Source organism: Rothia sp. HMSC072B04 (genome assembly GCF_001813725.1).
In the GTDB taxonomy this organism is placed as follows: Bacteria; Actinomycetota; Actinomycetes; order Actinomycetales; family Micrococcaceae; genus Rothia; species Rothia mucilaginosa.
Window position 1 is genome coordinate 300,207 of the sequence record NZ_KV813803.1, and the last position, 22,201, is coordinate 322,407.

The 22,201-nt window shown below is 59.5% G+C and carries 20 protein-coding genes and 2 tRNA genes; 17 read left to right on the top strand and 5 right to left on the bottom strand.

What is annotated here, in order from left to right; all coding sequences use genetic code 11:
• The 4 genes from HMPREF2928_RS05605 (at position 1) to HMPREF2928_RS05620 (ending at position 2,547) form a co-directional block, all read left to right on the top strand.
• A complete protein-coding gene (locus tag HMPREF2928_RS05605; RefSeq protein WP_005505691.1) occupies positions 1–246 on the top strand; it encodes an RNA-binding protein in 246 nt (81 codons plus the stop codon).
• Positions 247–427: 181 nt separating this feature from the next.
• Positions 428–1,090, top strand: a complete 663-nt coding sequence (gene rimM / locus HMPREF2928_RS05610) for a ribosome maturation factor RimM (RefSeq protein ID WP_005508123.1) — start codon at positions 428–430, stop codon at positions 1,088–1,090.
• A 3-nt stretch (positions 1,091–1,093) separates the two neighbouring features.
• Positions 1,094–2,050: a tRNA (guanosine(37)-N1)-methyltransferase TrmD gene (gene trmD / locus HMPREF2928_RS05615; protein WP_070687620.1), complete on the top strand. Its 957-nt coding sequence runs from the start codon at positions 1,094–1,096 to the stop codon at positions 2,048–2,050.
• 209 nt (positions 2,051–2,259) lie between these two features.
• Positions 2,260–2,547: an antibiotic biosynthesis monooxygenase family protein gene (locus HMPREF2928_RS05620; RefSeq protein WP_049327787.1), complete on the top strand. Its 288-nt coding sequence runs from the start codon at positions 2,260–2,262 to the stop codon at positions 2,545–2,547.
• A 728-nt stretch (positions 2,548–3,275) separates the two neighbouring features.
• On the opposite strand, the gene HMPREF2928_RS05625 is transcribed toward HMPREF2928_RS05620, so the two are convergent.
• Positions 3,276–3,692, bottom strand: a complete 417-nt coding sequence (locus HMPREF2928_RS05625; RefSeq protein WP_070687621.1) for an MmcQ/YjbR family DNA-binding protein — start codon at positions 3,690–3,692, stop codon at positions 3,276–3,278.
• Positions 3,693–3,784: 92 nt separating this feature from the next.
• On the opposite strand from HMPREF2928_RS05625, the gene ettA reads away from it, so the two are divergent.
• Positions 3,785–5,464, top strand: a complete 1,680-nt coding sequence (gene ettA, locus HMPREF2928_RS05630; RefSeq protein ID WP_070599850.1) for an energy-dependent translational throttle protein EttA — start codon at positions 3,785–3,787, stop codon at positions 5,462–5,464.
• A 252-nt stretch (positions 5,465–5,716) separates the two neighbouring features.
• Positions 5,717–6,292, top strand: a complete 576-nt coding sequence (locus HMPREF2928_RS05635; protein WP_135007788.1) for an HdeD family acid-resistance protein — start codon at positions 5,717–5,719, stop codon at positions 6,290–6,292.
• A 134-nt stretch (positions 6,293–6,426) separates the two neighbouring features.
• Here the strand turns inward: HMPREF2928_RS05635 and HMPREF2928_RS05640 are convergent, their stop codons facing one another.
• A complete protein-coding gene (locus tag HMPREF2928_RS05640) occupies positions 6,427–7,335 on the bottom strand; it encodes an acyl-CoA thioesterase (RefSeq protein ID WP_070687623.1) in 909 nt (302 codons plus the stop codon).
• 204 nt (positions 7,336–7,539) lie between these two features.
• On the opposite strand from HMPREF2928_RS05640, the gene HMPREF2928_RS05645 reads away from it, so the two are divergent.
• Together HMPREF2928_RS05645 and HMPREF2928_RS05650 are read left to right on the top strand one after the other, a co-directional pair.
• A complete protein-coding gene (locus tag HMPREF2928_RS05645) occupies positions 7,540–8,403 on the top strand; it encodes a DUF8185 domain-containing protein (RefSeq protein WP_070687625.1) in 864 nt (287 codons plus the stop codon).
• A 276-nt stretch (positions 8,404–8,679) separates the two neighbouring features.
• Positions 8,680–9,285 carry an HAD family hydrolase gene (locus tag HMPREF2928_RS05650; RefSeq protein WP_070687626.1) on the top strand — a complete coding sequence of 202 codons (606 nt, stop codon included), beginning with the start codon at positions 8,680–8,682 and terminating at the stop codon, positions 9,283–9,285.
• 143 nt (positions 9,286–9,428) lie between these two features.
• Here HMPREF2928_RS05650 and HMPREF2928_RS05655 read toward each other — a convergent pair whose 3' ends face one another.
• Positions 9,429–10,586: an SGNH/GDSL hydrolase family protein gene (locus HMPREF2928_RS05655; protein ID WP_070687628.1), complete on the bottom strand. Its 1,158-nt coding sequence runs from the start codon at positions 10,584–10,586 to the stop codon at positions 9,429–9,431.
• Between the two features lie 217 nt (positions 10,587–10,803).
• A complete protein-coding gene (gene pepN, locus HMPREF2928_RS05660; protein WP_070687629.1) occupies positions 10,804–13,353 on the bottom strand; it encodes an aminopeptidase N in 2,550 nt (849 codons plus the stop codon).
• A 378-nt stretch (positions 13,354–13,731) separates the two neighbouring features.
• Here pepN and HMPREF2928_RS05665 point away from each other — a divergent pair, with 378 nt between their 5' ends.
• The 3 genes from HMPREF2928_RS05665 to HMPREF2928_RS05675 all read left to right on the top strand — a co-directional run bounded on the left by HMPREF2928_RS05665 (position 13,732) and on the right by HMPREF2928_RS05675 (position 15,776).
• Positions 13,732–14,223, top strand: coding sequence for a ribose-5-phosphate isomerase (locus tag HMPREF2928_RS05665; protein ID WP_049354541.1), 492 nt, complete (start codon positions 13,732–13,734; stop codon positions 14,221–14,223).
• Positions 14,224–14,326: 103 nt separating this feature from the next.
• Positions 14,327–15,211 (top strand): Fpg/Nei family DNA glycosylase, encoded by an 885-nt coding sequence (locus tag HMPREF2928_RS05670; RefSeq protein WP_070687631.1) that lies wholly within the window; start codon positions 14,327–14,329, stop codon positions 15,209–15,211.
• A 19-nt stretch (positions 15,212–15,230) separates the two neighbouring features.
• Entirely contained in the window at positions 15,231–15,776 is a 546-nt protein-coding gene (locus HMPREF2928_RS05675; protein ID WP_070687633.1) for a cysteine hydrolase family protein, read from the top strand.
• 212 nt (positions 15,777–15,988) lie between these two features.
• Here HMPREF2928_RS05675 and HMPREF2928_RS05680 read toward each other — a convergent pair.
• Positions 15,989–16,059 (bottom strand) — tRNA-Gly (locus HMPREF2928_RS05680).
• Between the two features lie 268 nt (positions 16,060–16,327).
• On the opposite strand from HMPREF2928_RS05680, the gene HMPREF2928_RS05685 reads away from it, so the two are divergent.
• From HMPREF2928_RS05685 to HMPREF2928_RS05710, 6 genes are all read left to right on the top strand, one after another.
• Positions 16,328–16,402: transfer RNA gene (locus HMPREF2928_RS05685), tRNA-Pro, on the top strand.
• Positions 16,403–16,509: 107 nt separating this feature from the next.
• Positions 16,510–17,811: a trigger factor gene (gene tig / locus HMPREF2928_RS05690; protein WP_070506103.1), complete on the top strand. Its 1,302-nt coding sequence runs from the start codon at positions 16,510–16,512 to the stop codon at positions 17,809–17,811.
• 319 nt (positions 17,812–18,130) lie between these two features.
• Positions 18,131–18,784 (top strand): ATP-dependent Clp protease proteolytic subunit, encoded by a 654-nt coding sequence (locus tag HMPREF2928_RS05695; RefSeq protein ID WP_005505718.1) that lies wholly within the window; start codon positions 18,131–18,133, stop codon positions 18,782–18,784.
• Between the two features lie 5 nt (positions 18,785–18,789).
• Entirely contained in the window at positions 18,790–19,479 is a 690-nt protein-coding gene (locus HMPREF2928_RS05700) for an ATP-dependent Clp protease proteolytic subunit (protein ID WP_012903382.1), read from the top strand.
• A 507-nt stretch (positions 19,480–19,986) separates the two neighbouring features.
• On the top strand, positions 19,987–21,309 hold the full coding sequence (clpX, locus tag HMPREF2928_RS05705; protein WP_180950417.1) for an ATP-dependent Clp protease ATP-binding subunit ClpX: 1,323 nt from the start codon (positions 19,987–19,989) through the stop codon (positions 21,307–21,309).
• A gap of 174 nt (positions 21,310–21,483) precedes the next feature.
• A complete protein-coding gene (locus tag HMPREF2928_RS05710) occupies positions 21,484–22,125 on the top strand; it encodes a DsbA family oxidoreductase (RefSeq protein ID WP_070687637.1) in 642 nt (213 codons plus the stop codon).
• Positions 22,126–22,201: the final 76 nt, after the last annotated feature.

Below are 22,201 nucleotides of genomic sequence, written 5' to 3' on the forward strand. Positions count from 1 at the left end.
ATGTTGGCTGACGCACTCGAACACCTGGTTCGAGGGATTGTCGATCGTCCGGAGGACGTGAAGGTGCGCCTGCGCACTCAGCGTCACCGTGAAACCCTTGAGGTTCGTGTGCATCCGGATGACCTGGGCCGAGTTATCGGCAGGTCTGGTCGTACCGCCAAGAGCATCCGTCTGGTGATGGACGCTATTTCTGATGGCGAGCCGATGCGTATCGACATTATCGACACCGACAAAAAGCGACGCTAGCTCGTAAACGCTTGAAGCCCCCGCTCCCGGAATTTTTCCGGAAGGCGGGGGCTTTCGCGTACCCGAGTCCCGGTGGTAGTGCGGGCGGCAGAATGCGCCCGTCCTAAGTGCCCGGTAGAATAGTGGGAGCCGTGCACGTGCACGGCGTAGGTTTTTAGCTTGTATCCAGCGGAGGAAAATTATGCAGGTTGTGGTGGCTCGTATCGGTAAGCCTCACGGTATTCGTGGTGAGGTGACGGTTCAGCTCTTTACTGATGCCCCGCAGGAGCGTTTTGCCCGCGGCGAGGTGCTCGGTATCGAGAATTTCAAGCCCGGCTCTGCTGCCGCTTCTGTGGCGCCCACCGGTGAGCTGACGGTTGCCGGTGCCCGCTGGAACAAGAAGATTCTGGTGGTCCGTTTTGATGAGGTGACTACCCGCAACCAGGCTGAGGAGCTGCGCGGTAGCCGCCTGGTCTACGAGGTTCCCGAGGATGAGGGCGACGAAGAGGGCTTCTACGAGCAGGAGCTGGTGAACCTGCCCGTGTACCTGCTCGCGGACGTGCCCGAGGGTGAGAGCCCCGTGGATAATCCGGCTGTGGGTAAGCCGCTGGGCAAGGTGACCGGTCTGCAGACCATGCCGGTTCAGGATTTGCTGCTGATTAAGCTGGCTCGTTCGCCGCGTCTTGCCTCCGGCGCGGGTGAAGAGATCATGATTCCTTTTGTTGAGGAGATTGTGCCTGAGGTGGTTCCCCCGACCGAGGATGAGCCCGGCTTTGTGCTGCTGACCCCTCCGGCGGGTTTGATTGACCTGGTCGAGGACGCTGAGCAGGATTCTGCGCAGGCGACTGAGCAGGCGGGGGAGTAGTCCGTGCGCTACGATGTGGTCACGATTTTCCCCGAATACCTGGAGCCGCTGAAGCTGTCCCTGCTGGGGAAGGCTCGTGAGAAGGGTCTGGTAGATCTGCACCTGCACGATCTGCGTGAGTACACGTTTGACCGTCACCGCACGGTGGATGACACCCCGTACGGCGGTGGTGCTGGCATGGTGATGAAGGCGGAGCCGTGGGGTTTGGCGCTGGATGAGGTGCTTGCCGCCTCCCCTCTGAACGCTTCCGAAGACTCTACTGAGGGTGCCAAGTCTGAGGGCACTGAGCCCGCCGCTGATACCCGCCCGTTGCTGATTGTCCCGTCCCCGGCGGGTGCCGTTTTCGATCAGGCGATGGCGTATGAGCTGGCGGAGGAGAAGCATATTGTCTTCGCTCCGGCGCGCTACGAGGGCATTGACGAGCGTGTGCTGGACTGGGCGCAGGAGAGCTTCCGCGTGATGCCCGTGTCCCTGGGCGATTACGTGCTCTACGGTGGCGAGGTTGCGGTCATGGCGATGATTGAGGCTATCACCCGCCTGATTCCGGGCGCGATGGGTAACCCCGCCTCCCTGGAGGAGGAATCGCATACGGGTGGTCTGCTGGAGTATCCGGTGTACACGAAGCCCGCGGTGTGGCGTGACCGTGAGGTGCCGGAGGTGCTGCTGTCGGGTAATCACGGTGCGATTGCGCGTTGGCGTCGTGACCGTCAGATTGAGCGTACCCTGGAGCGCCGCCCGGATCTGCTGGAGGCGTACCCGGTGGAGCAGTGGGATAAGAAGGATCGCCGCTTCTTGGCTGAGCGCGGGGTGCATTTTGCGAACCCGGCGAAGGCGGCTCAGAAGAAGGCGAAGAAGAACCCCGCGCCGCAGGCTGATAGCGCGGCTCAGGCGGCACAGCCTGATACTGCACAGTCTAATACCGTGCAGCCTAATACCGTGCAGACCCAGCCGGAATCCTAAGCTTCGAACGGGTGCCTGTGGGTGCCTCGTGATTCTCTGAATGGGGGTTAGCGTCATATAACTGTTAGTTGGCGCTAACCCCTATTTTTTGTGCCCGCGACCCGTTATTCTGAGGTTAACCTCGCTAAGAACATAGCTCACCTATAGCTGGTGCGAGGTTATAACCCGCTTTCATCGTTGAAAGCACGTACTCAACAGAAGGAGGACACATGTCCGTTGTTAAGGTTCACCGTTTGGCTGTCGTTGGCGACAACCGTGCTGAGCTGGAGAAGCGCTTCGCCGCTGCCCGCCACATCGCTGACTCTTTCCCCGGCTTTGAGGGTTTTGAGCTGTGGCGCCCCCTGGATGAGGGCGGCGACTATTTCGTGGTGACCCGCTGGGTTGATGAGGCAAGCCATGATGCGTACGCGGCGGCTCGTCGTGAGCGTGACCCGAATACTGTTGTTTCTCACGCTGATGGCACCATGAGCTTCGAGAAGGTGGAGTTCAGCGACTAACGGGTCGCGGCGAGTAACCGGTCACTCTGGGGAATTAATAGGTAAACCCCATCGGTAATCGCTCTGAGTAGGGGTTTATCTCATTTTTATCTCAAATAGTGAGGGGCCGCACTAACTTTTCTGTATATTGCTTTAAGTGGGTATTAGCCCATGTGGAGGCAAAATAAGGAGGGTTTAGGGCGGCCCCTCCTTGATTTTTCGGGGCTTAAAATCCGCAGGTATTTCGCTGTGATTGGATATGTGGGTTCGGCACTATAAAACACCTGAAATACGCTCAATAGGAACCGGTGGAATACCTCAATCAAAAAGTGACACCAGGGTGCAAAAAGGTTATTATTGTTCCCGAGAGCACGCTTCGCCCGAGTCGGTAGTTCGGGCGGGGACAGCGATCCCCTCTCAGCTGCATCGCATGACGTAGCTGAGTCACTCAAGGGAATATTCAGTGCACCCAGGTCAGCGCCTCCTCTGCATAGGAGGTCTGGCAAGGGTGCCGACTCAACTATCACGTATTCACACATGTGGTGCATGGTACTAAACCCCGCAATATATGGGATGGGAGCTTGGTGGTTCGAGCGTTCATTGTGGTTGATGACCCTCCTAACCGTGGATAGGAAAGTGCTTTGCAAAGCGGGTGAGCAAGCCGGTGGTCCGGACCGGTGCTCACCCGCTCCGCTGTTAAACGTTGCCTTTGGTAAGTCGTTCCTTCTATGCTCGTCATGTTTCTCTGTCTAGTGCTTTTCGGGTACCGGGCGCTCGCGGAACTCGATGGGTCGCTTCGCCTTGGGTAGCGAGTACATGACGCGCAGGTACGCATCCTCCACCAGCTCTTCTAGTACCCGCTCGGTTATGCCTTCGCCGGCGCCCACGGAAATCCAGTGCCGCTTATTCATGTGCCATGCCGGGATGATGCTCGGGTAGATACGCCGCAGCACCTCGGATTCTTCCGGGTCGGTTTTGAGGTTCACGATGGGGTAGCTGATGCCCTCCGTGTACATGGCAAAGATCTTGCCGCCCACCCGGTACACCGTGTGCTCGGGCCCGAACGGCTGATCGCGCGTTGCCAGCGGCATGGCGAGCGCGAGGCAGTCAACGGCATGTGCGAGGTCTTCGGGCGCCAGAAGTTTGGGGGAGGAGTTTGTGCTCATAGCTTCGAGTCTAGTACCCGCGTGGTACTTCGCATAGCATGCAACCTAAAACTCTCGTACCCTCAGCCGAATCCACGCTAAAATAGGTAACTATGGCTGAATTTATTTATCAGATGATCAAGGCCCGCAAGACTGTGGGCGACAAGGTCATCCTTAACGACGTGACGATGTCGTTCTTCCCCGGCGCCAAGATCGGTATGGTTGGCCCGAACGGTGCGGGTAAGTCGACCATCCTGAAGATCATGGCTGGCCTCGACCAGCCCTCCAACGGTGAGGCACGCCTGACCGCAGGCTACACCGTGGGTATCCTCATGCAGGAGCCGCCGCTGAACGAAGAGAAGACCGTTCTGGGCAACGTTGAAGAAGGCGTGGGCGAAATCAAGTCCAAGCTGGACCGCTTCAACGAAATCTCCGCCCTCATGGCTGAGCCCGACGCTGACTTCGACGCCCTCATGGAAGAAATGGGTCAGCTGCAGGAAGCTATCGATGCCGCCAACGCATGGGACCTCGACTCCCAGCTGGAGCAGGCAATGGAGGCGCTACGCTGCCCGCCCGCTGACATGCCCGTCACCCACCTCTCCGGTGGTGAGCGCCGCCGCGTGGCACTGTGCAAGCTGCTGCTGCAGAAGCCTGACCTGCTGCTGCTCGACGAGCCCACCAACCACCTGGACGCAGAGTCCGTGCTCTGGCTGGAGCAGCACCTGCAGTCCTACGAGGGTGCCGTCATCGCGATTACCCACGACCGTTACTTCCTCGACCACGTGGCAGAATGGATCGCCGAGGTTGACCGCGGTAACCTGTACCCCTACGAGGGCAACTACTCCACCTACCTGGAGAAGAAGCGCGCCCGCCTCGAAGTTCAGGGCAAGAAGGACGCTAAGCTCGCTAAGCGCCTGAGCGAGGAACTGGACTGGGTCCGCTCCAACGCTAAGGGCCGCCAGGCTAAGTCGAAGGCTCGTCTGGCACGCTACGAGGAGATGGCTGCGGAGGCTGAGAAGACCCGCAAGCTTGACTTCGAAGAGATTCAGATTCCTCCGGGACCCCGCCTGGGTAACGTCGTTATTGAGGCTGAGAACCTGCAGAAGGGCTTCGACGGTCGCTCCCTGATTAACGGCCTGTCCTTCTCCCTGCCCCGTAACGGCATCGTGGGTGTGATTGGTCCTAACGGTGTGGGTAAGTCCACCCTGTTCAAGACCATCGTTGGCCTGGAGCCCCTGGACGGCGGCGAGCTGAAGGTCGGCGAGACCGTGAAGATCTCGTACGTTGACCAGAACCGCGCGAACATCGACCCGGAGAAGAGCCTCTGGGAGGTCGTCTCTGACGGTCTGGACTACATCCAGGTTGGCAACGTTGAAATGCCTTCGCGTGCGTACGTTTCCGCGTTCGGCTTCAAGGGCCCGGACCAGCAGAAGAAGGCGGGTGTGCTCTCCGGTGGTGAGCGTAACCGTCTGAACCTGGCGCTGACCCTCAAGCAGGGCGGTAACCTGCTGCTGCTCGATGAGCCCACTAACGACCTGGACGTTGAGACCCTCGCATCCCTGGAAAATGCGCTGCTGGAATTCCCCGGCTGTGCAGTGGTCGTCTCTCACGACCGTTGGTTCCTGGACCGCGTGGCAACCCACATCCTGGCGTGGGAGGGCACCGATGAGAACCCGGATCAGTGGTACTGGTTCGAGGGTAACTTCGAGTCCTACGAGAAGAACAAGATTGAGCGCCTCGGCCCCGAGGCTGCTAAGCCGCACCGCGTGGTGCACCGCAAGCTGACCCGATAGGGTTTGGTTCGGTAGTAAGCCCCGCCTCCTGCGCTGTTGAAGCGTGAGGAGGCGGGGCTTTGCTGTGTCTGCTGGGGAAGGGGTATAGTCCTGCTATCTCACGTGTTGTTCCGCTACGTGGTGGGTTATTCGTCGGTAGAAATAGTTCGCTCAGTGGCGACCGATATATCGTGGCGGACTTCATATTTACGGTTTATAATGGGTATGTGCGTAAGTACAACTGACACATGTGATTACGAAGAGAAGAGCATTATGCTTTCAAAATATAACTGGATGTCCTTGGTTACCGGTCTGTTGCTGATTGCAGCGGCAATCTACATGTTCGCCAATCCCGCTATTCCGCTGGTAGTTCTGGGTTATGTGTTCTCCATTTCGGTGTGGCTTGGTGGCGTGTTTGAACTGGTACGTTACTTCGGCACGCCAAAGCAGGCACGTACCGGCTGGGACCTGGTTGACGGCATCTTGACCGTGGTGGCTGGCCTGATTCTGCTGACTGCCTCGGTGGGTGCACAGGCAACCTTCATCCCGACCATTGTGGGTACGTGGATGATTATGTGGGCGCTGATTCGTCTGATGACTGCCCAGGGCGTGAAATACCTGAGCTACGCCGCCGGACGCCACCTGCAGCTCTCTGCTATTGGTACCCTTATTCTGGGCTTGCTCGTGGTGCTGTTCCCGATAATCTACGGCGTGGCGGCAGTATGGATGGCAGCACTGGGTCTTCTGGTGACCGGTCTGGTATTCGTGGGTGACTTCTTTGTTTCCCGCCGCACCAAGAGCACCGTGCACATTTCCCCGGACGGTGTGATTGACGGCGAAGCTAAATAAGAGCTTCCAAACGGCTTCTAGACCGTACACTAGAACATAAGAAAGACCGTGTGAGACAACCACCTCACACGGTCTTTCTGTATGCTCTGCCAGGTTCGCCTGACGCCTTCCGGTAGTCCTAGCGGTGCTCTGCTTTATCGATATTCCGGCAGGCGGAACATCATTTCCTGCGCCACGGTCGCCACCAGCTCACCGGAACGATTGAAAATCGAACCCTGCGCGAGCATCCTGCCGCCCTGCGCGCTCGGGGAATCCAGCACGTACAGCAGCCACTCGTCGGCGCGCGCCGGGCGGTGGAACCACATCGCGTGATCCAGCGAGGCGCTCTTGAGGCCCGGTTCCAGCCAGAACTTGCCGTGACGACGCAGAGCAGGCTCCAGCGGCAGGTAATCCGAAGCGTAGGCGATAGCGGCGCGGTGCTCCGCCTCCGACGCCTCAGAACCATCAGCATGCACCAGGCGGTCAAAGGTCTTGAACCACACGCAGGCACGCGGCTGTGTCGAGGAGGCATCCGCCTGAGTGTACAGAGGTGCGTCCACGTGTCGCATATCAATGGGGCGTTCCCACGCGACCGCCTGTGCAATTGGGTGGGGGAGCTGGCCCAGGTAGTCGCTGACCATCGGCAGCGATTCGGGGTCCGGCACCTCCGGCATGGTCACTGCGGTGTGCTCCGGGCCGCGGCTATCAGACTGGAAAGACATAATCGCCGAGAACATGGGCGCCTCATCATGGAACACCTGCACTCGGCGGGTCGAGAAGGAACGGCTATCGTTCAGGCGCTGAGTGGCGAAGAACAGTTCACGCTCAATATCGCCGGGGCGCAGAAAATAGGCGTGAATCGAGTGGATGTCCTTGCCCTCCACCGTGCGGTCGGCGGCAATAATCGACTGGGCAAGAACCTGACCACCGAAAGTACGCGGCTGCTCGCGGGTGAGCGTCACGCCGGTAGACACTTCATCACTACCGAAGGAGGCGGGCGCCGCCTCCACGGGGGAGAGGTCCAGCATCCGCATGAGGTTTTGGGTCACAGTGGGCTTGGTCATGGTTTTATTCTCGCACGTTTTCAATGAACCGGTTTCTGGCGTAGAGTGGGAGAGCATACTCTGAGACAACCACGACAGGTTGATTCGGAACATTGACTAGGAACGATGACCCGGATTGTCGATCCGGAACGTCTGCCTAACACACCATCGCAGATATCACCCACCCCTTGCCACCGAGCAGGCCTACGCCGAAAAGGAGCAGAAATGACTACGCCGTCTGAAACCACCCCTGACAATACCCCCGTGCAGGAGAACGCTCCCGACCAGAACAGCGCATCGAACGCGGCAGCACCCATTGAGCTCAAGTACAACCCCCACGAAGGCGTGGAGGAGCCCTACCTGATCCTGCCCGGCGGCGCGCAGGGTGCCGCAGTCGTCAAGGATCTTGCCACCTACATCTCCCGCGCTCTGGCCGTAAACCCGGATGCGGCTATCCGCCTGACCGCGCGCGGTCGCGTGGTGGCGGTGTTCGCCTGCTCCCTGGAGCCGGAGGACGCCTCCTCGGACGCCCCGGTTATTATGGGTCTGCGAGCCCTGCACCTGCTGGCTGACTCGACCCTGGACATGACCGTTCAGGCGCAGTCGCTGCTGGACCGTCTGGCGCGTCTGCAGAAGCAGGCAGAAGAACAGATCAACGAAGAGAACCCGCAGCTGGTGCTGTTCATGCCGCCGGTGACCGTCAACGCCAGCTGGGCTGGCAAGTCAGCCCCGCTCAGCGGCTGGTACGAGGTTGGTACCGTCCCGGTTGAAGAGTTCCACCGCGCCACCGCAGAAGGCCTGGAGGCGGTAGAACGCGCCCTGCCCGAGAACCCCGGCGCTGCTGTGCTTTCCACGGTGCGCTCGCGTATTTGGTCCTCCGATATGGTGCTGGAGTACCTACCTGAGTTCGATACCGTGCTTGTACCGACTGGCGCGGCATTCGCCCTGCGCGTGTTCGGTTTCATCCCGGAAGGCTTCACGGGCGATCTGCCGCTGTTCGCTGCGCATGTAGGTTCGGAGGAGTGGCTGCGCATTGTGGCGCCCGCCGGTATGGTGCTGGTGCGCCGCGGTTCCGGTTCGCTACTCTAACTTTCCTCGAGACATTTCTATACTTTTTACGCTGGTGGTGTGGGCTCTTTGCCTGCGCCACCAGCGGTTTTTCTATGCCGTATGACATCAACGGGGTAGTTGTAATAATGACATTCGATAGGGCATTACTTTACGGAAATAGGGTATTCTAGAAAGACTACGCCCTTTCACCGGGGCGTCTTTGACACACCGATTACCAGCCACACCGCACGGGAACTCTTCCGCCGCGCCCTCACCAGGCGCATTCTTCCCGTACGGATCGAAAGTGAGACCTATATGGATCTGATTGCAGTCGACATTGACGGTACCCTTGCCAGCAACCGAGATCAGATGGACAAGTACCTGACCGGTTTCTTCGCAAGCAACCGCCGATTCTTCAAGGCCATCCGCAACGCCACGGTCAATGTTGAAATTGCCGACCGTGTTCGCGAAATCGCGGCAGACACCGGCGCAGAGGTCGTAGTAATTACCGGCCGCGATGGCACCTACATGAAGGAATTGAACCAGTTCATCGCCCGCGCAGGTCTGGAACCCAAGCACGTGTTCGCTAAGCCCGGCAACGACGGCTCCAACAGCCCCGCATGGAAGGACTCCATCATTGAGTCCCTGATTGCTGACGGCAACCGCATTATCCACGCTTTTGAAGACACCGACCACGAGGTGTACCTGCGCCACGGCATTCCCGTCACCTGGGTCGCCCCGATTCGCGACTACATTGGCGAATGGCACTACGAGTCGATCGACATTGACCCGGTCGCCTGGGCTGCCGAGCAGCGTGAGAAGGAAGCCGCTCGTGAGCGTCAGAAGCGTCGCCTTGCGGAGGGCGTGCTCGCACACCAGAAGGCCGAGGCGAAGGAACGCCAGGCAAACGTCGCGGCATAAAACCCGCACACTAACTTGAGAGCTGCGGTGGGTAACCCACTCAAACGAATGAGGCGCCGGAAGGATTCAATCCTCCCGGCGCCTCATTCTAATGCTATATGCGTTGATCGAAGCTGATGTACTCGGCTGATTACACAGTTAGTTTACGCGGTGCCGAGCAGTTCACGCAGACGAGTCGCAAAGGGGCCCGCCAGCTTATGGTGCGCCTTCTCCTTCAGATGCACGCCATCAGCCATGTCACCCTCAGCCAGGTAGAGGCTCTGCCAGCCCGAGGTGTCCATGAACAGCACGCCGGTCTCGCGGGCACCCTGCCTTGCCACCTCGTTTGCCACGTGACGCTTATGCGCCACCTGCTTATCCGGTGCAGACGCCTCATCCATAGACACCACACCACCGAACACAATCTTCGACGACGGGTACATACGTCGCAGCTGCTCAATGACCTGAGTCTGGTGAGCGTTCACGTGCTCGCGCGCCTTCGTCTCATCCTCGTGAATGTAAATGTCATTGCCGGAGGCGTCCAGGTAAATCACGCCGGGGTTACCGCTCGGCAGAGCCCAACGGCCACCCATCACACCCTGATAGTAGGAGGGGCACACACCCTCGCGGGCAGTCACAAAACCGATGCCGCCGCAACGGAACAGGTACGGGACGAAACCTGCCTGCTTCAGACCCAAACCAACCCAGGAGGTTGCGGTCACCTGCGAGTCACCAATCACCAGGGCATCCTTAGCGCCAAGAACATTGGTGTTACGCGGCAGACCGTTCGCCTTATCCCAGTAGAGTTCAGCCTTCTCAAACTTGGTGTACAGAACGCCCTTCTTGGATCGCCAGCTCACCGGCAGACCCTCCCAACCGGCAAAGTCGCTGTACCCGCGCTGCTTCCACCAGTGCTCGTAGACGCCGGATTCCACCGCAACCGGACCGTACTTGGGGGTGTACATGACCACGCCACCCTTGAACTGCTGAACCAGCATGTCGGCGGCATCAGCGGAGGTGGGGAACGGCGCCTGAATCTCACCGGTTGCCTGCGCACCCTCCTTGCCGAAGGCGTTCTGCGCGGTGCGTTCCATCTTCTGCACCGGGGTGGTCGGTTCCGGAGTCGGCTCGGGGGAGGGGGACTCGCTGGGGCTTTCCTGCGCCGACTGGGTAGGCTCGGCGCCCGCAGCAGCGGTAGCGGCGGTGCCACCGGGCGCGATGAAGCCTCCTGCGGAGTACACGCCAAAGGAACCGGCGGCAACCACAGCAAGGATTGTGCCGGTCAGAGAAACTTTCGCGATAGGAGACTTGATAGAAGGCATGCACAACAGTATACGATAGGCGCAACCCCAAGTAGAGAGCTTTTGAGGGATATTCAAATGAAAATAACAAAAAATATGCACCGCAGTGACAAGAATTAGACTCTTGATGCAAAACGTCCCCTCCCACCCCGAATCGGGGTAGAAGGGGACGAATAAAAACCCATGAGCAAAAACCTATGAGAGCAGGTGGCGAACCCGCCTCAGCTCACAAGCATTGTTAAATGTCAGCCGCCTGAACCTTCAGCGCACGAGCCACGCCGTCGCGTGCCTCCGCAATCTGACGGTACAGAGCCGCAGCATCCTCAGGCAGAGACGCCAGGTACGCCTCGGTACGCTCCAGCAGCTCAGCGGTCGGCTCGCTCGGGTACATGCCACCAATAATCTGCATGGAAATCTCGTGCGAACGCGAACGCCAAATACCCTCAATCTGCTCGAAGTACGGCTCATCGTACTGGGCAATCAGCTCGGGCTTGCCGGACTTGAAACCGGAAATAGCGTAACGCTGAATCATGTTCGACAGCTCGCCGGTCACCATGATCTTGTTCCAGTACTCAGCCTTAGCCTCAGCAGTCGGAATCGACGCGTATGCCTGAGCGGCGTACTGCTGACCGTTCGCGGTGTTGTCGTTCTCCAGCTCCGCAGCAATCTGCTCGGCGGAGAAACGGCCACCGGTAGCCAGACGGCACACCAGATTCCAACGCAGGTCGGCATCAATGTCCAGACCCTCAAGGGTCAGCTCACCCTCGAAGAGACGCTGCACGTTGTCGTACTGCTCCTCGGTGCGGGTCTGGTTGATGAACGCCTGCAGCAGCTGCAGCTGAGCATCCGAATCGGGCTCTGCAACGCATGCCAGCTCCCACAGACGGTCAGCGGCACGGTGACGGGTCTCCTCGCGAGCCTCAGGAGCCACGAAGGAGTGCAGGGTAGCGGACAGGTTGTTAATCTGGGTGCGCAGAGCGGTGGAGTTGGTCTCCTTACCGATGTTGTTCAGCACCAGGTCAACGTACTTACGTGCCGGCATCTGAGCGTCACGCACAGTATCCCAGAGCGAACCCCAGACCACGCCGCGAGCCACGGACGAATCAATGTCGCCCAGGTGCTTGATAGCGGTCTCGATGGAACGCTCGTCCAGGCGAATCTTAGCGTACGCCAGGTCCTCATCGTTCAGCAGCAGCAGGTCAGGGCGCTTCTTGCCGATAGCCTCCTCAACCACGGTCAGCTCGCCGTCAATGTCCAGCTCGATGCGGTCGGTGCGGGTCAGCTTGCCGTCCACCAAGTTGTAGAAACCAATTACCGCACGGTGCGGGCGCAGGGTCTCGAAGCCCTCAGCGTAGGACTGGCGGATGCCCAGGTTCGAAATGTTGCCCGCCTCATCATTCTCAACCTCAACGGCGAGAGTGTTCACGCCAGCGGTCTCAAGCCACTTAGCGCTCCACGCACGCACGTCACGGCCGGAGGTGCGCTCCAGCTCAACCAGCAGGTCATCCAGAACGGTGTTGCCCCAGCTGTGCTTATCGAAGTACACCTTCAGAGCAGCCATGAAGTTCTCCTGGCCAACCCACGCCACCATCTGACGCAGCACCGAAGCGCCCTTCGCGTACGTAATGCCGTCGAAGTTCACCTGAACATCGGCAAGGTCACGAATCTCAGCCACAATCGGGTGAGTCGAAGACAGCTGATCCTGACGGTATGCCCAGGTCTTCTCCGACGCGGCGAAGGTAGCCCACGCCTCCTTCGCGTAGCGGGTGTTCTCCGCAGCAGCCAGGGTCGACATGAACTCAGCGAAGGACTCGTTCAGCCACAGGTCGTTCCACCACTTCATGGTGACCAGGTCGCCGAACCACATGTGAGCCAGCTCGTGCAGAACGGTGATAGCGCGGCGCTCACGCAGAGCCTCCGCAACCTTGGAACGGAAGACGTAAGTCTCCAGGTAGGTCACGCAGCCAGCGTTTTCCATCGCACCGGCGTTGAACTCGGGCACGAACAGCTGATCGTACTTCTCGAACGGGTACGGGGTCTTGAACTGCTCCTCGTAGAACTCGAAGCCCTGACGGGTCAGCTCAAACATGTCCTCAGCATCCACAAACGGCATGAGGGACTTGCGGGCGTACACGCCCAGCGGAATCACGCGACCCTCAGAGTTGGTCAGCTCGCTGGTGACCTTCTCGTAGGGGCCAGCCACAATCGCGGTAATGTACGAAGACATGCGCGGGGTCGGCTTGAAGAACCAGGTCTTCGCACGGCCGCAACCGCACTCCTTCTCCTCAACCTTCACCTCGGGCTGGTTAGACACAACCACCCAGTGCGAGGGAACGCGCACAATAAACTCGAACTCAGCCTTCAGGTCGGGCTGCTCAAAGACGGGGAACACGCGGCGGGAGTCCGGCACCTCAAACTGGGAGTACAGGTACACTTCGCCGTCGGCGGGGTCCACGAAACGGTGCAGACCCTCACCGGTGTTGGTGTAGAACATCTCTGCGTCAATGACCAGGGTGTTCTCAGCAGCAAGGTTCGGCAGCTGGATGCGCTCGCCGTCCGCCAGGTCGGTGCTCAGCTCTTCGCCGTTGAGGTTAATGGACTTGACCGAGGAGGTGATGGCGTCAATGAAGGTGGAGGCACCTTCCTGAGCGTCGAAGCGAATCTCAACCTTCGAGGAGAAGACGTCTTTGTCCTTCGGAAGGTCAAGTTCAATACGGTACGAGTGCACGCGCTTAATAATGGATGCGCGTTCGGTTGCCTCATTGCGGGTTAGGTTCAGGCCGGGCATACAGCTCCCTCTCCTTAGATGTGAATAGCGTGCCGTGTTGACACGCCCTGTCATGGTGCGCTGGTTCCCGAGGTGCGCGGCTCCTGCGACGCTGCATACGTAGCGCTGGAGGCGTTCAAGTTTGGGCGCGGCGAATCGGGACACCAAAAAGTGCCATACCCCACAGTCTACCGTATAGCTGGGGGTCTAGAAGGCTCCGCATTACCCGAACCCGCGCGAATTCGATACAGTTAAGACAGAAAAAACCCAAACGGGGAGCGTATCCCACCTGATGGATGCGCGGCGCACTCTAGCAACGGCGCTCAGAACTGAGAACCGGCGCCTCCCACGAACGCACAAACGCACGTCACACCAAGACAAAATCACCAGGAGAGTACCATGCGCGTACACATCGCAACCGACCACGCTGGCCTCGAACTGAGCCACTACCTGATCGAGTCCCTCACCGCTGCGGGCTACGAAATGATTGACCACGGCCCCGCCGACTACGACCCGCTGGACGACTACCCCTCGTTCTGCATTAACGCAGCCCTTGGCGTGAAGCGTGACCGCGAGGCTGGCCTGGACTCCCTGGGTATTGTGCTGGGCGGTAGCGGCAACGGCGAGCAGATGGCTGCGAACAAGGTTGATGGTATCCGCGCGGCTCTGGCATGGAACCACGACACCGCGGCGCTGGCTCGCGAGCACAATAACGCACAGGTTGTAGCTGTGGGCGGCCGCCAGCACAGCAAGGAAGAAGCACTGGAAATCATCAAGATCTTCCTGGCTACCCCCTGGACCAACGAGGAGCGTCACGCACGCCGTATCGGTCAGCTGGCTGAGTACGAGCAGACCGGCGACATTGCCGGCAAGCAGATTGACGCTGCCTAAGCTCTAAAATCTGAGGCGCATAGTGCAGGCTATGCGCCTCAGTCGTCTCTGCACCCCATATAATCCGCACTATTTCTAGCCGACAAGTTTTCGAGGAGAACCCGTGCCTGAAGGCCACTCCATCCACCGTATCGCCCGCCAAATCAGTGACGTCTTCACCGGCGAGCGCGTGCAGGTTTCCTCCCCGCAGGGCCGCTACGCTGAGGGTGCCGCCCTGCTGGATGGGCACACCATCACCGGGGCGTACGCGCATGGCAAGCACCTGTTCGTGACCTTCAAGAACGACCTGACCCTGAACGTGCACCTGGGTATTTACGGTAACTGGAGCTTCGGCGGGGACGAGACGTTCACGGGTGCTTCGAGCATTGGTGCGCCCCGCAAGATCGGCGAAAAAGAATACGCGGCGGGGGAGGGGGAACCCTACGCCGGTCCTCCCGAACCGAAGAGCACGGTGCGTTGCCGTATTGTTTCGGAGCACGGCTGGGCGGACCTGGTGGGCCCGACTATCTGCCGCACCCTCACGCCGGAGGAGGTGCGCACCGTCCGCTCCAAGCTCGGCCCCGACCCGCTCAACCCGGATGCCGACCCCGAACAGTTCTACCGCGCGGCACGCAAGAGCTCCCGCCCGATTGGCGTGATTCTGATGGACCAGGCGGCAATCTCCGGCGTGGGCAATATCTTCCGCGCCGAATCGCTGTACCGCCAGGAAATTGACCCACTACGACCCGGCAAGAGCCTCAGCGACGAGGAACTGGAGCGACTCTGGGAAGACAATAAGCACCTGCTGGTCATCGGCGTGCGCGTGGGGCGCATTATCACCACCGAACCCGAAGACCGCCCCGGCGTGCCCGAAACCGAAGCGTGGCCCGACCACGCCAACTACGTGTACATGCACCACGGCGAGCCCTGCCACCGCTGCGGAACCACCATCCGCATGGAAGAAATCGCCGGCCGCAAACTCTACTGGTGCCCCGGCTGCCAGAAGTAGCTACAGGAAGAGAAGAACAATGGCTGAGGCTCTATTGGTGGTGGATGTTCAGAGGGGTTTTCTGCATCCGCAGCTACCGGCTAGAAATAATGACGGTGCGGAAGAGAAGATGCAGAAGATTATGGAGGATTTCCGCTGTTCAGGGCGCGAAATAATCCATATTCAGCATCGGGGAACGGATTCGAGCTCCTTCTTTTACGATGAGGAAAATATTAGGTTCCAGAGCGGATTTGAGCCTCGTGTGGGGGAGAAGGTATTTACAAAAAATGTGAATAGCGCATTTATTGGTACAAATCTGCTTGCCTATCTGCGTGAACGCGGGATTGATCGGCTCACGGTGATGGGTTGTACGCTGCCGCATTGTGTGTCTACCACTGTGCGGATGGCGGCAAATTATGGTTTTCAGGTGACTCTTGTTGAGGATGCCTGCGTAACCTTTGCTCTTTCTGATGGTGCCGGTGATTTTCTTTCCCCGGAGATGGTGCACCTCTACAATATTGCGGCGTTGCGCGATGAATTCGCCACGATTGTCTCGGCGCAGCAGGTGCTTGAGAAGTATATGTAAGTTAGGCTGGAGCGTGCGGATTCCGAGCGCGCGAGGAAACAAATCCGCATGCGGAAGCGGTTCCCACGATTCGTTCAGGATAGTTCTCGAGGGGATGACGGGCTGGAGGGCGAAAATCCCGAGCGCGCGAGGGAATGCATTTTCGCCCGTAAGCGATTCCCGGCATCCCCGAGCACAAAAAATCCCCCCGACAACGTCGGGGGGATTGTGCGAGGGGATGACGGGAATCGAACCCGCGTAATCAGTTTGGAAGACTGAGGCTTTACCATTAAGCTACATCCCCGAATTGGAACTTGACCATAGTAGCGAGGTTCCATCTGTGCTGTCAAACTCTTAGGCGTGTTGGTGCGGTTTTGCGTGGTGGCCTTTGCCTGTTCTTGTGGGCGCTCGCCTCCTCTTTTTGTGCCGGTCTGCGCATCCTTATTAGGGGAGTACGCGCTCAGTGGAAATAAACCGCGCACGAGCTGCTGTGTTGGGCATTTAGCGGGAAAACAGGTAAACTAGGGCACTGACTGTGTTAAACACGCAAGTGCGCAACACGGTCGGTTTCACGGGGCGTGGCGTAGCTTGGCTAACGCGCCTGCTTTGGGAGCAGGAGATCGCAGGTTCGAATCCTGTCGCCCCGACGTGAAACGGTTGCCGCGACGCTACAAGGTCGTGGCGCTCTTTCCACTAAGCAACCGCGGCACACACGATTCGTGCCGCACCGAAACTATATGAGGAGATCACGGACGTGAAGACCGCCGTCGAGAAGCTCAACCCGACCCTCGCAAAGATTGAGGTCGAGGTTCCCTTCGCAGAATTCAAGCCCTACCTGGACCGCACCTACAAGAACCTCTCGGGTCAGATCAGCGTTCCCGGCTTCCGCAAGGGTAAGCTGCCCAAGCAGCTCATCGAGCAGCGTGCGGGCTTCGACTACATCGTCGAGGCATCCCTGAACGACGCTCTGAACGACTACTACGCACAGGCACTGGGCGAGAACGAACTCTCCCCCCTGGCACAGCCCGAGCTGGACGTTCAGTCCCAGCCCTCCACCGAGAACCGTGAGGCAGACGTCAAGCTGACCATCACCGTCACCGTCCGCCCCGAAATCGAGCTGCCCAACTACGAGGGCCTCGAGGTTGAGGTTGACGAGGTAGAGGTCACCGCTGAGGACGAGGTTCAGGCACTGGACGCTCTGCGTGAGCGCTTCGGCACCCTGAAGACCGTTGAGCGCCCCGCAGCTGACAAGGACTTCGTGACCATCGACATCGCCGCAGAAATCGACGGCGAGCAGGTAGATGCAGCAAACGACCTGTCCTACCAGATCGGTTCCGGCACCATGCTCGACGGCATCGACGAGGCTCTGACCGGCCTGTCCGCTGGCGAGGACGCAACCTTCGAGACCAAGCTCTCCGGCGGCGAGCACGCAGGTGAGCAGGCAGTCATCAAGGTCAAGCTCACCGCAGTCAAGGAGCGCGAGCTGCCCGCAGCTGATGACGAGTTCGCACAGCTGGCTTCCGAGTTCGACACCATCGACGAGCTGAAGGAAGACATCAAGAAGCAGGTTGCAGAAGCTAAGGTTGCCGAGCAGGGCACCCAGGCACGCGACAAGGTCCTCGCAAAGCTCGTTGAGCTCGTCGAGATCCCCGTCCCCGAGAAGGTTATCGAGGACCAGCTCGAGCAGCACTTCAACAACCCCAACGCTGAAGCAGACCACGACACCGAGGAGCACCGCGCCGAGGTTCGCGAGAACACCGAGACCGCATTCAAGAACGAGATGGTTCTCGACGCTGTTGCGGACAAGGAAGAAGTGACCGTCGACCAGGCTGAGATGATCAACTACATCATCACCATGAGCTCCCAGTACGGCATGGACCCCAACCAGTTCGCACAGATGCTGGACGGCTCCGGCCAGGCAGGCGCACTGGTCGGCGAGGTTCGCCGCTCCAAGGCTCTGGCAGCAGTGCTGAAGACCGCAGTGGTCAAGGACACCAAGGGCAACGTTGTTGACCTGTCCAAGTACCTGGGCGAGGGCGAAGAGGCAGCTGCCTAAATCCCCGCCACGGTCTGCAAGAAGCCACCCCGCTAGAGGGCGTGCGCTGATTGCTTGAAACGTGTAGCCTCAGCGGGCATCCACCGAATTACCGGTTGGGTGCCCGCTGAGGCTCTTTTCACCCCAAACTATTCCGCCCTCAAGTTATTCCGTACCGAGGTTTTCGCCTCTGCTTCACCCCCTGGCGAACGAACAACCCGAAGGGAAGCGGGGGAGAGCAACTATCGGTAAGGTAGTAGCAACGAAACTTTTCGCGTGCGCTCCGGCGCGTAAATCGCGCAAAGATGCAGCGAAGACCCATTAGAGAAGAAGAGGAAGAATGTCCAGCTACATGCCTCTGCCCATCGGCGCCTCCCAGGCAGCCGGCGTGGCGCCCGCGCCGTCTATGGCAACCCCCATCGTTGGTGCCCAGGAAGATTACGTCTACAACAGCCTCCTGAAGGAGCGCATTATCTGGCTCGGCTCCGAGGTGCGCGACTCCAACGCCAACCTCATCTGCTCCCAGATGCTGTTGCTCTCGGCTGAAGACCCCGAGGCAGACATCTACCTGTACATCAACTCTCCCGGCGGCTCCGTCACCGCCGGCATGGCTATCTATGACACCATGCAGCTCATCCCGAACGACGTGGTGACCGTGGTGACCGGTATGGCAGCATCCATGGGTCAGTTCCTGCTCACCGCAGGCACCATCGGCAAGCGCTACGCAACCCCGAACGCCCGCATCCTGATGCACCAGCCCCTCGGCGGTATTGGCGGTACCGCATCGGATATCCGCACCCAGGCTGAGCTGATTCTGGACATGAAGAAGCGCCTGGCAGAGATCACCGCTGAGCGCACCGGCAAGAGCCTCGAGACCATCCTGAAGGATAACGACCGCGACAACTGGTTCAACGCGGAAGAAGGCCTGGAATACGGCTTCTTCGACCACATTGCCACCACCGCCGGTAAGCTGCCCGAATCGAAGAACGCATAAGGGAGATGCACATGAACTACCTGCCGAACGATATCACCACCTCGGCGCCGGCTATGCCGAGCAACCGCTACGTGCTCCCCAGCTTCGAGGAGCGCACCCCCTACGGTTACAAGCGTCAGGACCCGTACGCAAAGCTGTTCGAGGACCGCATCATCTTCCTGGGCACCCAGGTGGACGACGCATCCGCTGACGACATCATGGCTCAGCTGCTGGTTCTGGAGGCACAGGACCCCGAGCGTGACATCACCCTGTACATTAACTCGCCCGGCGGCTCCTTCACCGCAATGACCGCTATCTACGACACCATGCAGTTCATCCGCCCCGAGATCCAGACCGTGTGCCTGGGCCAGGCGGCATCCGCTGCGGCGGTTCTGCTGGCTGCCGGTACCCCCGGCAAGCGTCTGGCACTGCCGAACGCTCGCGTGCTGATTCACCAGCCCGCACTGAGCGGCCAGCAGGGCGGTCAGGCATCTGACATTGAGATTCACGCGAACGAGGTTATGCGTATGCGTGAGTGGACTGCACAGACCCTGGCACTGCACTCGGGCAAGACCTACGAGGAAGTTGACCGTTCCATTGAGCGTGACAACATTCTGACTGCGGCTGCTGCCCTGGAGTACGGCCTGGTCGATAAGGTGCTGGAGTCTCGTAAGTTGCGTAAGCCTGCGACCAACACCGCTATTTCCCACACCTAAACTTTAGTTTTGAGGAATACCCCGAGCGTTTTTCGGGGGAGGGGCGGCATCGCTCCGTGTGCGAGCCTTCGGGCTGGTGCGCGGTGCGGTGCCGCCCTTTTTGCGCCCGCCGGGTGGGGGCGGTGAACCAAGCTAATATGTGGTGTTGACCTGCGCTTTCTTACCGGGCTTTAGCGTCACATACCTACCGTCATATGCCGGAGTATCAGCCCCGCCGCCGTCATAAAAGACGCGCTTTGTCATATGCCCGGTAAGTCCGTTCATTTGCGGTGCGTAATTCTGAGTTCCGGGGTGAACTCCGGTAGCCTTAGAGAAGGAGAAAATTCGAGTATTTCATACCGGTTTCTCACTCAAACCACGGCGCCCACCACCCGCCGGTGCCCCTCCTGAGGAATCACCGCAGACATCAGGTCACTGACCCTTCTGCACCGATTTCACCACGCCGATCGAAAGGGAATCTTCGTGGCCACAGACATCATTGTGCCTCCCGAACAGCCCAACGCCAGCATGCGATGCTCCTTCTGCAAGAAGACTCGCGCGCAGGTTTTCAAGATTGTGCTCGGCCCGAATGTTTCCATCTGCGACGAATGCGTGGAGCTGTGCGAAGAGATCCTCGCTGAAGAGCGTCTGAAGGTGAAAGCCTCCGCGGCGGCGCCTGCATCTCAGCTGGCTACTCCGCGCGAAATTTACAGCTACCTCAACGACTACATCATCGGTCAGGACGCGGCGAAGCGCACCCTGGCGGTGGCGGTGTACAACCACTACAAGCGCATCCACGATATTGATAACCCGGTGCTGACCTCCCGCATTCTTTCGGCGACCGCGGGGGAGCAGGTGGAGCTGGGCAAGTCGAATATTCTGATGCTCGGCCCGACCGGCTGCGGTAAAACCTACCTGGCGGCAACCCTGGCGAAGAAGCTGGATGTGCCCTTCGCCCTGGTCGACGCAACCACTCTCACCGAGGCGGGCTACGTGGGTGATGACGTGGAGAACATTCTGCTGCGCCTCATCAACGCCGCTGACGGCGATATTGCTAAGGCTCAGCGCGGCATCATCTACATTGACGAGATTGACAAGATTGCTCGCAAGGGCGGCGAGAACCTCTCCATCACCCGCGACGTGTCCGGTGAGGGCGTGCAGCAGGCGCTGCTGAAGATTATTGAGGGCACCGTGGCGACCGTACCGCCGGAGGGCGGACGCAAGCACCCGGCACACGCGAATATTGAGATCGATACCTCGAACATTCTCTTCATCGTGGCTGGCGCCTTCGACAATATTGACGACCGCATCGCAGCCCGCGTGGGTGCCGGCGGTATCGGTTTCGGTGCTGAACTGGGTGGCTCCGTGAAGAACCCGCTGGACCAGATCATGCCCGAGGACCTGGCGCACTACGGCATTATCCCCGAGCTGATTGGCCGCCTGCCGGTCATCTCGACCCTGAGTGAGCTCAACGAAGAAGAGCTGGCTCGCGTGCTGACCGAACCGAAGAACGCGCTGCTCAAGCAGTACCGTCACCTCTTCGCCCTGGACGGCGTGGACCTGGTCATCGACGACGCTGCGATTGCGGCTATTGCCCGCCTCGCCGCCGAACGCGGCACCGGTGCCCGCGGCCTGCGCGCCATGATGGAGCAGATTCTGCAGCCGATTATGTTCGACATCCCGGACCGCACCGATGTGGTGTCCATCGTCATCGGTGAGGACACCGTGCTCAACGGCACGGAACCCCGCTACGTGCTGCAGGCACCCGACCCCGAAACCGAGACCACCCGCACCGTGAAGGGGGAGGCGAAGGCTGCCTCCCTGAAGGAAGCGGACCGTCAGGCGGCATAACCGAATACTTCCAGCCGATAGGCTAGGGAATAAAGAAGCCGTCGCCCCGGTTATACGGGGTGACGGCTCACTAGCAGGTACTGCTCTCGCTGGCGTGTCCTGATGAGCGTGTACCGAAGAATAAGCGCCGGCTCATAGAAGCGGCTGGCGCAACCGTATGAGAGAGGAACACTCATGACTGAGAACGCACCCGCACAGATTGATTTCTGGTTCGACCCGATTTGTCCCTGGTGCTGGATTACTTCCCGCTGGATTGGCGAGGTGCAGAAGGTCCGCAACGTTGAGGTGACCTGGCGTCCCTTCTCCCTGTCCATGCACAACCAGGGCCGCGACCTGCCCGCCGACTACCAGGCAATGATGGACCGGTCCTGGGCGCCGACCCGCCTCATTACCGCTGTGCGTGAGCTGCACGGCAATGAGGTCATCAAGCCCCTCTATGACGCTCTGGGCGAGCAGATTCACCACAACAAGAACAAGGCTGATTCCTACCGCGACGCAATCGTCAAGGCGCTGGAGGAGGTCAACCTGCCCGCAGAGCTGGTGGACGTCGCCTTCACCGACCAGTACGATGAGCAGATGCGCGCCTCCCTGGACCTGGCACTGGAGACCGTGGGTGGCACCGATGTGGGTGTTCCGCTGATTTCCATTAACGGCACCGCTTTCTTCGGCCCTGTCATCTCCCCGAGCCCCGCCGGTGAAGAGGCTGGTAAGCTCTTCGACGGCGCCCTGGCGCTGGCTTCCTACCCCGGCTTCTTTGAGCTCAAGCGCCCCCGTAACGTGGGCCCGATTTTCCACGGCGAAAACGGCGAAGCCTAAGAACCCTGCAATGTGCTGAGAATCCTGCAATGCACGCAGGCTCGGTAGAGTCTGCGGTCGTAGAGCAAAAAAGTAC